The 13,260-nt window shown below is 70.2% G+C and carries 13 protein-coding genes and 1 pseudogene; 8 read left to right on the top strand and 6 right to left on the bottom strand.

The genetic code is table 11. The features are described from left to right. Nucleotides 1-177: 177 nt before the first annotated feature. On the bottom strand, nt 178-801 hold the full coding sequence (locus ABEA26_RS23010) for a TetR/AcrR family transcriptional regulator C-terminal domain-containing protein (protein ID WP_345595051.1): 624 nt from the start codon (nt 799-801) through the stop codon (nt 178-180). A 51-nt stretch (nt 802-852) separates the two neighbouring features. Here ABEA26_RS23010 and ABEA26_RS23005 point away from each other — a divergent pair, with 51 nt between their 5' ends. Further along, nucleotides 853-2,343 carry an FAD-dependent monooxygenase gene (locus tag ABEA26_RS23005; RefSeq protein WP_345595049.1) on the top strand — a complete coding sequence of 497 codons (1,491 nt, stop codon included), beginning with the start codon at nt 853-855 and terminating at the stop codon, nt 2,341-2,343. 245 nt (nt 2,344-2,588) lie between these two features. Here ABEA26_RS23005 and ABEA26_RS23000 read toward each other — a convergent pair whose 3' ends face one another. After that, a complete protein-coding gene (locus ABEA26_RS23000; RefSeq protein ID WP_345595047.1) occupies nt 2,589-2,963 on the bottom strand; it encodes an ArsR/SmtB family transcription factor in 375 nt (124 codons plus the stop codon). A 525-nt stretch (nt 2,964-3,488) separates the two neighbouring features. On the opposite strand from ABEA26_RS23000, the gene ABEA26_RS22995 reads away from it, so the two are divergent. Continuing rightward, nucleotides 3,489-4,889: an NAD(P)-binding domain-containing protein gene (locus ABEA26_RS22995; RefSeq protein ID WP_345595045.1), complete on the top strand. Its 1,401-nt coding sequence runs from the start codon at nt 3,489-3,491 to the stop codon at nt 4,887-4,889. Nucleotides 4,890-5,027: 138 nt separating this feature from the next. Here ABEA26_RS22995 and ABEA26_RS22990 read toward each other — a convergent pair whose 3' ends face one another. Beyond that, nucleotides 5,028-5,369: an MFS transporter gene (locus ABEA26_RS22990; protein WP_345595043.1), complete on the bottom strand. Its 342-nt coding sequence runs from the start codon at nt 5,367-5,369 to the stop codon at nt 5,028-5,030. 490 nt (nt 5,370-5,859) lie between these two features. Between ABEA26_RS22990 and ABEA26_RS22985 the strand changes: the two genes are divergently transcribed. Then, a complete protein-coding gene (locus ABEA26_RS22985; protein ID WP_345595041.1) occupies nt 5,860-6,264 on the top strand; it encodes a hypothetical protein in 405 nt (134 codons plus the stop codon). Nucleotides 6,265-6,644: 380 nt separating this feature from the next. On the opposite strand, the gene ABEA26_RS22980 is transcribed toward ABEA26_RS22985, so the two are convergent. Then, the gene (locus ABEA26_RS22980) at nt 6,645-7,433 is read right to left on the bottom strand and encodes an SDR family NAD(P)-dependent oxidoreductase (protein WP_345595039.1); all 789 of its coding nucleotides are present in this window, start codon (nt 7,431-7,433) and stop codon (nt 6,645-6,647) included. A 63-nt stretch (nt 7,434-7,496) separates the two neighbouring features. Between ABEA26_RS22980 and ABEA26_RS22975 the strand changes: the two genes are divergently transcribed. The 4 genes and pseudogenes from ABEA26_RS22975 to ABEA26_RS22960 all read left to right on the top strand — a co-directional run. Further along, nucleotides 7,497-7,880 (top strand): MerR family transcriptional regulator, encoded by a 384-nt coding sequence (locus ABEA26_RS22975; RefSeq protein ID WP_345595037.1) that lies wholly within the window; start codon nt 7,497-7,499, stop codon nt 7,878-7,880. A gap of 524 nt (nt 7,881-8,404) precedes the next feature. Further along, the gene (locus ABEA26_RS22970; RefSeq protein ID WP_345595035.1) at nt 8,405-8,977 is read left to right on the top strand and encodes a hypothetical protein; all 573 of its coding nucleotides are present in this window, start codon (nt 8,405-8,407) and stop codon (nt 8,975-8,977) included. Nucleotides 8,978-9,037: 60 nt separating this feature from the next. Further along, entirely contained in the window at nt 9,038-9,505 is a 468-nt protein-coding gene (locus ABEA26_RS22965; RefSeq protein ID WP_345595033.1) for a GNAT family N-acetyltransferase, read from the top strand. Between the two features lie 118 nt (nt 9,506-9,623). After that, nucleotides 9,624-9,806: pseudogene (locus ABEA26_RS22960) on the top strand (alpha-hydroxy-acid oxidizing protein); the annotation flags it as partial. Between the two features lie 78 nt (nt 9,807-9,884). Here the strand turns inward: ABEA26_RS22960 and ABEA26_RS22955 are convergent. Next, complete coding sequence (locus ABEA26_RS22955; RefSeq protein ID WP_345595031.1) at nt 9,885-10,889, bottom strand: alpha/beta hydrolase; 1,005 nt, start codon at nt 10,887-10,889, stop codon at nt 9,885-9,887. A 197-nt stretch (nt 10,890-11,086) separates the two neighbouring features. Continuing rightward, a complete protein-coding gene (locus ABEA26_RS22950; protein ID WP_345595029.1) occupies nt 11,087-12,283 on the bottom strand; it encodes an MFS transporter in 1,197 nt (398 codons plus the stop codon). Nucleotides 12,284-12,417: 134 nt separating this feature from the next. Here ABEA26_RS22950 and ABEA26_RS22945 point away from each other — a divergent pair, with 134 nt between their 5' ends. Continuing rightward, nucleotides 12,418-13,005 (top strand): TetR/AcrR family transcriptional regulator, encoded by a 588-nt coding sequence (locus ABEA26_RS22945; protein WP_345595027.1) that lies wholly within the window; start codon nt 12,418-12,420, stop codon nt 13,003-13,005. Nucleotides 13,006-13,260 lie beyond the last annotated feature (255 nt).

Genomic DNA, 13,260 nt, shown 5'->3' with positions numbered 1-13,260 from the left:
GCGGAATCCTCGCCCCGCCGGTACAGATAACGTGCTCTCTTCCGGAGGACGGTCAAGCGCCTGAAGTGGTGCAGAACGTAGGCGTCGAGGAAATACCGGATGCCACCGAAGGTCACCGTCGGCGGGAAGCCCACCTGGTACGACACCACAGCCCAAGGCGCACGCCGCGGGCTTCGGTCACCTTCGCGTGAGAATCGCGGAGAGGCCGAACTCAAAACGCTCGCCGAATGATTCCGTGTCGAGATGGCCGAGAACGCGATGGAGGGCGGGGTGGCCCGTCTCGGAGACCGCGTTCGCCAGGCGGCCGTGGGGGGGCTGCTGGGCTGCCGCCTGTTCCTCCTGGGTGAGGCCAAGCGTGAAGTAGATGATCGTCCACGTGGTCCAGGCGGTCTCCCGTTCGTCCAGACCGCCGTCCAGCAACGCGCGCACCAGGGTGTCGGCGAAGCGCAGGATGTGTGGCTCGGCGGCGTACGTGCCGACGACGAGCGTGGCGCCGTCGCGGTGGGCGAGCAAGGCGCGGCGGTAGCGGCGGGCCAGTTCGTGGACGCGATCCTCCCACGGGGCCGGAAGGCCGTCGAGCGGGGCTTCACCGACGACGGCGTCCGCCATCAGCTCCAGCATCCGGGCCTTGGTCTTCACATGCCAGAGCACGGTGTTCATCCGTACGCCGAGCCGGTCGGCGACCGCCCGGGTGGACAGGGCGTCCAGACCCTTCTCGTCCAGCAGTTCCAACGCGGTACGGATCACCGTTGCGGGGTCCAGTCGAGGGCCGCGGCCCTCACTCGCTTGCCTATTGGTCATTGACCTAGTTTACTGCGGACACAGTTATTGGTCACTGACCTAGGATGGTTCATGGAACAGCAGGTTGTCATCGCCGGAGGCGGCCCGGTCGGGCTCTGGCTCGCCGCCGAACTGCGGCTGGGCGCAGTTCCCGTCACCGTCGTCGAGGAGCGTGCGGACATCGACCAACGCTCCAAGGCCCTCACCATCCACCCGCGCACCATCGAGATCCTCGCCTCGCGCGGCGTGCACGAGCCCTTCCTCACCGAGGGCCTGCCGATCCCGGGCGGTCACTTCGCCGTGCTCGACGACCGGCTCGACTTCCGGACGCTGGAGACCGCGTTCCCGTACACCCTCGCCCTGCCCCAGGCCCGCACCGAGGAACTGCTGGAAGAGCACGCGCTCGCGCTCGGCGCCACGATCGTGCGCGGTCACCGCGTCACCGGATTCACCGAGCACGCGGAATCGGTGACCGTGCGGGTGGACGGGCCGGACGGGCCGGACGGGACGTACGAACTCCGGGCGGCGTTCGTCATCGGCTGCGACGGCTCCCGCAGCACCGTGCGCACCGCCGCCGGCATCGACTTCGTCGGAACGCCCTCCACCATCCTGGGCTGGCTTGGCGACGTCACCCTTGACAGCCCGCCGCGCCCCGGATTCAGCACCTTCGGGCCCCGGGGCGGGGTGATGGTCGCGCCGCTGCCCGACGGGCGGTACCGCGTGGTCGGCGTCAGCCCCGACAGCCTCACCACGCAATGGCCCGGCGACCTCCCCCTGGAGGAACTGCGGGTCAAGACGATCGCCGTCGCGGGTGAGGACTTCGGGATGCGCGATCCCGTCTGGCTCTCCCGGTTCGGCAACGCGACGCGGCTGGCCGCCCAGTACCGGCGAGGTCGGATCCTGCTCGCCGGTGACGCCGCCCACCAGCACTTCCCGGCGGGCGGCGTGGGGATGAACGTCGGCATTCAGGACGCGCACAACCTCGGCTGGAAGCTCGCCGCCACCCTCCACGGCCGGGCCCCTGACCAACTGCTCGACACGTACCACACCGAACGCCACCCCGTAGGCGCCCAGCTCATGGAACACAGCCGCGCCCAGACCGCCCTGATGACCGGCTTCGCCCCCGAAGGCCTCGACCTGCGTTCCCTGTTCAGCGAGATGATCGCCACCCAGCCGGCACTCAACAAGGCGCTGTCCGAACGTCTCACCGGGCTCGCCGTCAGCTACTCCACGCCGGACCCGGCAGCCCACCCGCTCACCGGCACCCGCGCCCCCGACCTGGCCTTCACCGGCTCCGAGAAGCGCCTGCTCTCCCGGTTGCGCGCGGGCAGCCACCTCCTGGTCGACCTGACGGCGAACGTCCTGGCGGACCGGACGCGGCCGGGGCTCGCGGTGCTCACCGCAACCCTCGACCGGCCCCCGGCCGCCTGGGCCACCGTGCGCGCCGCTCTCGTCCGCCCCGACGGGCACGTAGCCTGGGCCGGCACCGACGAGGACGACACCGTACTGTCCGCCGCCGTGGACCGGGTGCTCGCCATCAACCACCGCCCTGCTGTCCGCTGACCGCGCCGCGCCGATCGGGGCCTCGGGACGCGTGTACCGCCGTGGCCGTGGATCCGATCCAGGGGGCGGACCCGTGAGCCGCTGGTTGTCCGTGAGGCCGGGCCGGGGGCGCTCCGCCAATCAGCACCGGGTAGAACCACGGCGCGGTACTCGCCGGTCAGACCCATGCGGCCGCCTCGCCACCGCTTCTGGCAACTGTCCGACGCGGCGGCGGGCCTGGCGTCGCCGGCGGCGCCAGGGTGCGGTCATACCGCAGCCGAGGCGCCTACCAGCAGCTTGCCCATCGCGGCGAGTACGGACGGCTCGACGCGGTAGTAGACCCAGGTGCCGCGCCGCTCGGAGGTGAGCAGCCCGGCCTCTTTGAGCTTCTTCAGGTGGTGGGAGACGGTGGGCTGGGAAACGCCGACGTCGGAGATGTCGCACACGCACGCCTCCCCGCCCTCGTGCGAGGCCACGGCGGAGAACAGTCGCAGCCGGACCGGGTCGCCCAGCGCCTTGAACATCCGCGCGGCCGTCGCGGCCTCCTTGGCGGTCATCGGGCGCTCGGTCAGCGGCGGGCAGCACGGCGCCACACCCTGACCGTCGGCTTCGAGCAGCGGCAGCACCTTCGCATTTGACATGTGTCTATGTTGACACACGTCGAACCAGTGCGGGGAGGCCCTCCTCGGAACGCTAGGTGGGCGGTCGGGCGCCGGGCGACCCGCTCCGCGTCCCGGCAGTGCAGGTCGCGGCCGAGTGCGCGCCGGGCCGCGAATTCCACCGGCCCGAGAGTGGCGAGCGCGACGCGTGTGCCCTCGGCGTGCTCGGTGGTGATCCGCACCGCGGAGTTTCCGGCCCCGACCACGACCACCTGACGGCCGCTGAACGGGGCTGGGCTGCGGTAGTCAGCGGCGGTCGGCACCTGGCCGGTGAACCCTTACGGGCCCGGCAGCGCCGCCCCCGGTGCGGCGGACGGCGCCGGCGCCGCAGCAGGGCGTGGGCGGTGGCGAATCCCGACTGGCCGCCACCGATCACGGCGACGTCGATGCAACTCCATCGGCGAACCCCCTGGCTTCGACGTATGTCTATGTTGACGCCCATCAATACAGGTGCCATGCTGGGCCGCGCAAGTCATCGACAGATGTCGAAACAAGCGAGGAGTCGCCGTGAACGCGCCCGCCACCACCGAGCTGCCCGTCGTCGTGATCGGAGCCGGACCCGCCGGCCTGGCCGCCGCCGCCCATCTCATCGACCAGGACATCGAACCCCTGGTCCTGGAAGCCGGGTCCACTGCCGGCGCAGCGGTGCGCGAGTGGTCGCACGTGCGCCTGTTCTCCACCTGGAACGAAGTCGTCGACCCGGCCGCCGAGAAGCTCCTCGCCCCCACCGGCTGGACACGGCCCGACCCGGCAACCTACCCCTCCGGCGGTGACTGGGTCGACCGCTACCTGCAGCCACTCGCCGGCGTCCTCGGCGACCGCGTCCGCACCCGCGCGCGTGTCACCGGCGTCTCCCGGGCCGGCCGGGACCGGATCGTGGACGCCGACCGTGAGCAGCAGCCGTTCGTCGTGCACGTCGCCCATGCCGACGGCCGTGAGGAGCGCGTCTTCGCCCGCGCGGTCATCGACGCCTCCGGCACCTGGGCCACGCCGTCTCCGGCCGGCGGCAGCGGCCTCCCGGCCCTCGGGGAGAAGGGCGCCGCGGACCGGATCACCTACCGCGTCCCGGACCTGAAGGACCCTGCCGTCCGCGCCCGGTACGCGGGCAAGCGCACCGCTGTGATCGGCTCCGGCGCGTCCGCCTTCACCGCCCTCGCGTACATCGCCGCCCTCGGCAAGTCCGACGACGGTGCCGGGACGAAGAGCGTGTGGATCCTGCGCCGGGGCATCTCGGGCTCCACCTTCGGCGGTGGCGAGGCCGACCAGCTCCCCGCGCGCGGCGCCCTGGGGCTGGTGGCGAAGGCCGCCGTCGACGAGGGCCGGGCGGACGCGGTCACCGGTTTCCGTACCGAGGTGATCGAGCGCGACCCCGAGGGCCGCCTGGTCCTGGTGGGCGAGGACGGGCGCCGGCTGGATGCGGTCGACGAAGTCATCGTGCTGACCGGCTTCCGCCCCGACCTGTCCTTCCTCGGCGAACTACGCCTCGGCCTCGACGAGCGCCTCCAGGCGCCCGTCGAACTGGCTCCGCTGATCGACCCCAACCAGCACTCCTGCGGCACCGTCTACCCGCACGGCCACCGCGAGCTCTCCCACCCTGAGCAGGGCGTCTACCTGGTCGGCATGAAGTCCTACGGCCGTGCTCCCACGTTCCTGGCGATGACCGGCTACGAGCAGGTCCGTTCCGTCGCTGCGGCGATCGCCGGCGACCTCGCCTTCGCCGACCGAGTGGAACTCACCCTCCCCGAGACCGGAGTCTGCGGCGGCGCCGGCCTGTTCGACACACCCGACGCCGCGCAGGCCGACGGCGGCTGCTGCGCGCCCGCGCCGCAGCCCGTCCAGCTCGGCAGCCCCGCGGCGGTCGGGGTGGCTGCCGAGCAGGCCCGGGCAGGCGGCTGCTGCGGCTCCTGACCGATCGGGGTACCCCGGGCGCGAGGCCGCGACCGGAACAGGGGACCGGTCGCGGCTCCGCGTCGCCCCGCCCGCCCGCCCTCTGCACCCCACACATCGTGAGCTGGGGACGACGGGTCCCAGGGCGGTCCGGCGCTGTCAGCGCCGGGGCAGGGCGAGCGCGCACAGGGCGAACGCGATGGCGAATGCCGCCTGGACGAGCATGCAGAGCGCCAGCGCGCTCGTATAGGCCTGACCTGTCGGGGCCGTGGAACCGGTCAGGGCCGCACCGAGCAGACCTCCGGCAACGGCGACACCGAGGCCCATGGCGGCTTGCTGTGTGGTTTGAAGGACGCCGGACGCCGCTCCCGCAGATGCCGGAGGGACCTCGGCGATCATCGCTCCGACGAGCGGTCCGAACATGAAGGCCTGACCGACACCGACTCCGGCGAGGAGGGCGGCGAACGTCCAGGAGTTCAGGCCGGCACCCTGGAGGAACACGGAGACGGCTGTGACGCTCAGTAGCGCGGCCTGGATGAGTCCGCCGATGGCGAGGAGCCTTCGGGACCCGAAACGGGACCAGACAAAACGCCTTGAAAGCCCTCTTGTTGGGCAACTGCAGCTGAACTTCGTCTCCACCAGCGTCTCGGAGACGGGACATCGGACGACCGCGATGACGCCGGCCGACGAGTCCACCTCCCTGCGTCTGGCCCGGATGGCAAGCCTCACTGTCGCGACTTCGCGCGTGTAACACAGCCGCAGGCCTTCTGCCCGGAGTGCGTCGGCTGCGCCGACCGCGAGCAGTGCCGTTGCCCCAGTCCGAGGCACTGCGAAGTCACTGCTGACCGCCGGAGGGAAACGGCTCAGGGCCGGAGCACCAGGCCGCGCAACCTGAACAGTTGCAGGTACCGCGGCATCGGCGTTCGGGAGACAGTCAGGTGTGCCCGACCGGCACGTACCCACTGGGGCAGAACCGGGGAGATGATGCGTTGTGCGTGTTCGAGTGAAGATGACCAAGCGGATGGCCGTCGTGGCGACGGCAGCTGCCGCGCTCGCCACCGCAGGGCTGGCCACGGCACCCGCCGCCTCGGCCGGCGACTACAACGGGTGCGGCTGGCCCCGCGTCTGCTTCTATATGACCGACAGCAACTGGGACAACGGCAACCCCACCGCCGCGTACCAGGACGTCACCGACTACTACCAGAATCTCGGGTCGAAGAGCCGAGGCGCCAACTACGTCAGGAACACCCGCAACGACGACCGGGTCAGGCTGCGCTACTACGACAAGTACGGCGTGACGTACTACGCGTGCCTGAAGCCGAACCAGACCTTTCACTTCAGCTCCACCTCCACGGTGACCGGCGTCAAGATCCAGACCCAGTCGGCCTGCGGCTAGTACAGCTCCCGAGGCTTCCGTGCCGACCTGCGAAAACGCGGCACAGCGCACACCATCCCCGAGAAGACCGACCAGCGTCTCAAGGGCTTCCGCGGCATTGCGACCCGATGCGAAAGGACCGCCACTTCCTACGAAGCGGCGGTCACCCTCGCATCGTTCCTGCTCTGGGCAAGATCCGTTGGAAGACAGACCCCAGTGGGAGCGAAACGGCCGGCACCCTCAGTCCGTGTGTGATGAACCAAAGCGCGACAGGTGTCACCAAGGCAGGCTTGTTGTCACTTCGCGTCAGAGCTTGGCCCAGAGCGCTGTTGGCAGGGGTGTCTGCCGCCATTGTGCGGCTTCCTGGCAGGGCGACATGGATCCGGGGCTTGCGCGGGAACTCAGTTCCCGAGCGCCGCCTTGCGCAGGGATCGCTCCGCGATCCGGGCAGCCGCTGACGCGGGCAGCACGCGACCGAAGACGAAGGTCTGGAAAGTGTTGAGACGGCCGTCCACGATCGCCGGGCCCCGGCCGCGCAAGGCGGACATGACGGTGTCCGCGACGGAACCGGGCCCGCGCTTGCCCGGCATGCGCCGTGTGTTCATCGCAGTGTCGGTCGGACCGGGGCTGACTGCCACGACCCGCACCCCCGTCCTCCTCGTCTCGGCCCACACCGCCTGGGTGAAGGACAGCACGAACGCCTTCGAGGCCGCGTAGGCGGCCACATACGGAGCGGGCGCGTACGCACCGGTGCTCGCGATGTTGACGATCGCACCTCTCCGCCGCGCGACCATGGGGGGCAGCAAGAGCGTCGTCAGCTCCGCCACCGCGCCGGCGTTGAGGTCGATCAGGCCCCGCACCCGCGCGGCATCGGTGTCGGCGACCGGCCCCATCAAGCTGACGCCGGCATTGTTGACCAGCACGTCGACCTCGATTCCCGAACCCGCCAGCCACTCGGCCAGCCGGGAAGGAGCACCCTGGTGCGACAGATCCAGAGCGAGCGTCGACACCTGGGCCCCGTGCTCGGCGTGCAGCCGCTTGGCCTCCGCCTCCAGGCGTGTGCCGTCCCGTGCGACCAGGACCAGGTGCATGCCCTGCCCGGCCAGCCGCTCGGTGATCGCGGCCCCGATGCCTGTCGCGGCGCCGGTCACGACCGCAATTCGCTGCCTCGTCTGTTCCTTCGTCTTCATGCTCAGGACGGTAAACTCTGACATTAACGTGAATGTCAAGCTTGGATCGGCGGAGGAGACGGCGTGCGCATCGGAGAACTCAGCAGGGCCACCGGGACCAGCACCCGTTCGCTTCGGTACTACGAGGATCAAGGGCTACTCTCCAGCGACCGCCGCTCCAACGGATACCGGGAGTACGGTGAGGAAGCCGTGCGCCAGGTCACCTTCATCCAGGACCTCTACCGCGCGGGACTGCCCTCCCAGATCATCCGGGACATCCTTCCCTGCACCGCACCGACACCACCCGAAGGCGAGTGCACACAACTCCTGGCCCGCGTCCGGCAGGTCCGTGACGAACTCGCCCGCCAAGAGCAGCAGATCGCTCAGCGCCGCGAGATGCTCGACCGCTACCTCACGGGCGCGGCGACCCCCGCAGGCATTGGCGGCCAACGCCACTGCTCCACTTGAGGCGACTGAAACCCGGCGTAAGCAGTCGCTGTCATTGCGATCAAGCCAGGGCTTCCTGGCACTGGTGCGCCATCCCGGCGAACTGCGAGACGGCTGAGCGCCGGAGCCGGTGACACCCGTCATGCTTCGCGCGCTACTGGTGACAGGTGGCGCGCCGACCTGGTGACGACCACCGTGCTTCACCCGGCCAAGCTCGCAGGTCACCACGTGTTGCTGCTGACTACCATCGTGCTTCGGCTCCTGTGAGCCCGAAGCGCGTTGGCTCTCGCACAGGCAGGCTTGCTGTCACCGACAAGGCCGTGGGCGCGCACACGTCGCACTCACGGCAGGCCGGCCTACGCTGATCCCGCCGGGTGCGGGGGAGGGGGCGTAGTCGGTCCTGGTTGAACGTTTTGTCAGCGGACGCCGGACGGTCTTGAGATGAGCCCGGGTCGTGTGGAACCGGGCGCTCGGGGTCGCACGTCCCTCCGTACGTGCTGACTGTCCTGGGGATACTCTTCGCCGTTGCGCCCGCCGTCGTCTGGATGACGATCGCCCGCACCCGCCCTGTCGGCTTCGCGATCGGCGGCGCGCTGCTCGCCGGAGCCGGTCTGCTGATCAGCGTCCAGCAGGGCGGGATCGACGCCCCTGGGCCCGACGCCCATCTCGTGTTCACGGTTCTCGAGCCCTTGTTGATCGCCTGCGGTGCGGGACTGGAAGGACGGCACGAGAGCTCCCCTCCCCCGGAATGGATCTCCCGTCGCAATGGAGCGATCGGCTTCCTGGGGGTGCAGTTCGCCCTCACCCTCGTGGCCGGCCTCCTGTACGCGCTGTTGATCAGCGAAGGCTCGGACGCCCCGTCGACCGAGGCCCTTCCCACATTGCCGCCAGGTATCACCATGATCGAGGAAGGCACCAGTTGCGGTTCCGGCGGCTGCTGGCGCGCCGCGACGGTCATCAGCGAGGACGGCCTGTCCCGCCCGGAGATCATCCGCGAACTGGGCCTCCAGCGGGAGAAGTGCCGCTCCAGCGGCTGGCTGCTCGACTGGCGTGACGTGTGCGTCGGAGCCAGGGAAAACGGCGAGAACGTCATCATCTACGCAGGCTGGGGATACTGAGCCTCTTCCGACCCGACGGGCGGTTGGGCCGACGCCCCGGTGGCGGGCACTATCGACACCATGACCTCGCCACTCAAGGCCGCCCCCCAATGGACGCTCACCGCCGTCCCCTGCGGCAGCCCCGACGCCCGCACCCTCGCCCGAGCCCTCCACCAGGAGCAGTTGGCCACCTACGGCACCGCCGACGACCCCGGAGCCACCCAGAACGCGGAATTCGACGCCCCCAACGGCCCGTTCCTCGTCGCCCGACTCGGGGACGGGCCGGCACTGGCCTGCGGTGGCTGGCGCACCCTCAACACCTCGGCCGCCGAGATCAAACGGATTTACGTCGCGCCACCCGCTCGCGGGCGGGGACTCGGGCGCCGGATCCTCGTCGCTCTGGAACAGGACGTGCTCGGTCGCGGCCCCACCGAAGTCCTGCTGGAAACCGGCATACGCGGCGACCTGAGTCGGTCCCCGCCGGTCAGAGATCACCGCCCTCCCCGATCACGCAACAGGGAACGGAGTAGTCCAGCCAACGCCGGATGAAGAGGGCGGACAGGCCGCCCGCCATCTGGTGGGCGCCGACGTGACGGCGCTCGGTGTTTCGTCTGAGGTAGGTGTGGTGGTCATCTTGGACTCCAGTTGTGCAGTACGCGCGGCGTGTGTGGGCATGCCTGTCAGGGTGCACCCCGAGGCGGAGAAGGCCGCCGCCCGCGCCGCCGCGGCGCAGGGCGTGCCGTTCATCCTGTCCACGTCGTCGAGCACACCGATGGAGGAGGTCGCGGAGGCGGCGGAGGACGGCGAGCGGTGGTTCCAGCTGTACTGGGCCAAGGACCGGGAGATCACTCCGGCGGGCCGTACGTGCTCCCGCCGGGCCAACGAGCCGTTCACCCGGCTCCCTGCACGGCGTTCGGCCAAGCGAGCGTCACCGGCGTAGCGCTGCCGTCAGCATCGGCAGGGCGTGGCGCAGTTCCCTGTGGCCGTAGGTGCCGGTGTGCCCGCCTGGGTAGATGTGGGTGGTTACGGGCGCGCCCAGGGACGTGAGACGGTCGCTGAGCATGCGTGTCTCCTCACCGCACACGGCTTCGGTGACGGATACGACTCCGTCGTCGGCGAGCGCGACCCATTTCTCGGTGCCGGGGATGTGGGGGTCGGGCTCGTCGCCGTCAAGAGGGCCGGGCGTTCCGTCACCGGAGGCGAGGTAGACGGGTGTGCGCCGTAGTCCCCGGGCGTGATGGTACGGATCCCAGTCGAGCCAGGTCTTCCACTGCTCCCACGGGTCACCGAAGATCGCGTAGCCGTCCACGCCGACGAACTTCGCACCGGAGAGCCACATCTCCGGGTGTCGGACCGGGTGCACGGGTGCTCCGAAAGCGGCGACGGCGCCGAAGAGTCCCGTGACACGGGCGGCGAGTCCCAGAGCGCCGAATCCGCCCTGGGACTCGCCTGCCGCCGCCCTGTTGGGCCCGGCGCCGTAGTTCTGTTCCACCAGGGGCACGACTTCGCGAAGGAAGTACGTACGCACCTCGGGGGAGCCTCCTTCGCCGTGGTTCCACCAGTCGGTCCAGAAGCCGAAGAGCGGCATGCCCGGCATGACCACCAGGACGTCACGCAACTCCGCCAAGTCCTGCACGTCGAACAGGCTTGTCCAGGTTGTGTGGTCGCCGTCTCCGCCCGCGAACAGATAGAGAGTGGGCCAGCGGTCGCCGGGGCGGCGGCGGTCCCAGCCGCGCGGTGTCAGCAGGGCCACCGTGCTCCGGCCGCCGAGAGCGGGGGAGTTCAGGGTCAGTTCGACCAGCCGGTCGCTCAGGCGGTGTTCCGTGAGGACGCTGCCGGTGGCGCCGGCCGGGGCGGCGGCGCCCAGGAGAGCTCCGACTCCCAGCAGGGCCCCGGTCGTGAGAGCGGTACGGCGTGTGTGTGCGTGCGACATGAACTGGTTATCGGCCTACGGCGTCACCACCTTGACTCGCTCCCTAGTGGGCGGCCGCCCGTGACGCGAGGGATCGGAAACCGGGGGAGGAGGACGCCGATCGGCCCGTGTGCGTGCTTCATGGACGATCTCCGGCTCTCACCAAGTGCTGAGCAATCCGTGCCGGACACGTGCCCGGGCGGGTGCATCGAGGACGATCAGACGCGTACGGAGTCGGGGACACGTGTGCGGGTACCGGCGGCCGGGGCCAGGAAGATGGCCGTGGCGACGAACGCCAGCACCACCACCATGGCCGCACGCAGTCCGTAGTGGTCGCCCAGGAAGCCGAGAGCGGGCGGCCCCACCAGGAAGGCGATGTAACCGATCGTTGCCACGAGGCTGACCCGGGCGGTCTGGTCGGGCCCCGAGTCGCCTGCGGCGGACAGGGCCACCGGGAAGCCCAGGGACGCGCCCAGGCCCCAGAACAGGACGGCGGCCGCCGCCACGGTGGCGTTGTCGGAGAATATGACCAAGGACAGACCGACGGCACCGGAGATCGCGCTGGCCCGCACGACAGTCGCCCGGCCGTATCGGGTGAGGAAGAACGTGCCGCTGAAGCGCCCCAGGGTCATCGCCGCGGCGAAACCCACGTAGACGAGCGAGCCGACCGCGGCGTTCAGTCCGTGGCCGTCGACCATGAGCAGCGGCAGCCAGTCGTTGGCGGCCCCCTCGGCGAGAGCCATGGCCAGGACGATGGCCCCGATGAGCAGGAGTTTACGATCCCTCCACACCTGCGGCCTCTGGAGCCGCGTCTGCTCGGAGGCGGGCGGGGCGGCGCGGATTCCGGTCTTGGCGGGGACGGCGCCGATGGCGTACGTGAAGATCGCGGTCGCCACCACGGCGACGGCCGCCAGGTGCCAGTGGGCGGGGAACGACGCGGCGGTGGCCGCCATCCCGGCCAGGCCCCCGATGACGGTTCCCAGGCTGAAGCATCCGTGCAGCGTGGGCAGAACGGCCGTGCCGGTGATCCGTTCCACATCGGCGCCGTCCACGTTGATCGCCACCTCACCCGACCCGATCCCCGCGCCGAACACACACAGTCCCGCGGTGACCAGCGGTGCGGAGGCGAGTGCGCTGCCCACGGCGACGATGACCACGCTCGCGACGACCAACAGGGTCGCGAGTGCCGTTACGGGCCTGGTGCCGAACCTCGACACGAAGCGGCCGGAACACAGGATGCCGGCCATGGAGCCGACCGACAGCCCGAAGAGCACCAGTCCCATCTGCCCGGTGGACACTCCGAGGTGATCACGAATGTCCGGAGTGCGCGTGACCCAGGAGGACATCGCGATGCCGTTGAGGAAGAAGAAGAGGAACAGCGCACGACGGCGTCGGCGCACGACGCGGTCCGGCATGGCGCGGTCTATCAAGGAGGGGCTCCGCTGGCATTCGACAGAATGGGCTGGCAGGCAACGAGTCCGCGCACCCACCGAGTATGCACAAATGTACACACTGGGTGGATCTCCGAGAAGAGAGGCAGACAACGGCGATGACAGGCAGCACCCGCGGCCCCAACGACCCCCGCCGCCGCGAACGCATCCTCGACGCCGCGCTCGACGTCATCGCCGAGCACGGCGCCATCAAAGTGACCTTCCGCAAGATCGCGGACGCGGCCGGGGTACCGCTCGGCTCACTCACCTACTACTTCGACGACATGCAGCACCTGCTCACCGACGCCTTCACCCGGCACGCCGAGTCCGTCTCCACGCGGTACGGGGCCCTCCTGGAGGCGGCCCGGACTCCCCGGGAAGCGCAGGAGGCGGTCGTCGAGATCATCTGCGGCAAAGTCTGGGGAACCGACCACAACCTCCTGCTCAGCTATGAGCTCTACGCCTTCGCCACCCGCCACCCCGAGGTGCGCACTGTCATGCGGTCCTGGATGCAGGCCAGCCGGGACTCGTTGGCCAGACACTTCGACCCGCTCACCGCGCGGGCCCTCGACGCACTGATCGAGGGGCTTTCCATTCACAACTCCGTCGACCCACGGCCCACCGACCGCGCGGAAGTGGCCGCCATCGTCGACGCCCTCGTCGGTCCGGTGCACAGACGCGGACGGTCTCGGACCACGGCACGCTGAGGAGGCTGGGCAAGTGCCTGAATGCCCCGGAGGGGGGAGCGCGGACGCTACGCGGATCCAGTTGTGGACGTGCAACGACACGGGTGCGCGGAAGTGGGCGGAGCATGCGGACGGCACGGTCCGCAATGCGACGCCGTCCGGCCCCGCCTTCGTCCGCGACGGCCGCGCGGATCCGCTCGCCACCGACCGGTTCGCCCGCCCCTTCCACACCGACGGCCCCCGACCACAGCCCACTGCGCAGGCTGCCCTGCCGGC

This window comes from Streptomyces marokkonensis, from assembly GCF_039539045.1.
In the GTDB taxonomy this organism is placed as follows: domain Bacteria; phylum Actinomycetota; class Actinomycetes; order Streptomycetales; family Streptomycetaceae; genus Streptomyces; species Streptomyces marokkonensis.
The sequence above is the reverse complement of the archived record's forward strand: the minus strand, read 5'-3'. Positions and strand labels throughout refer to the sequence as shown.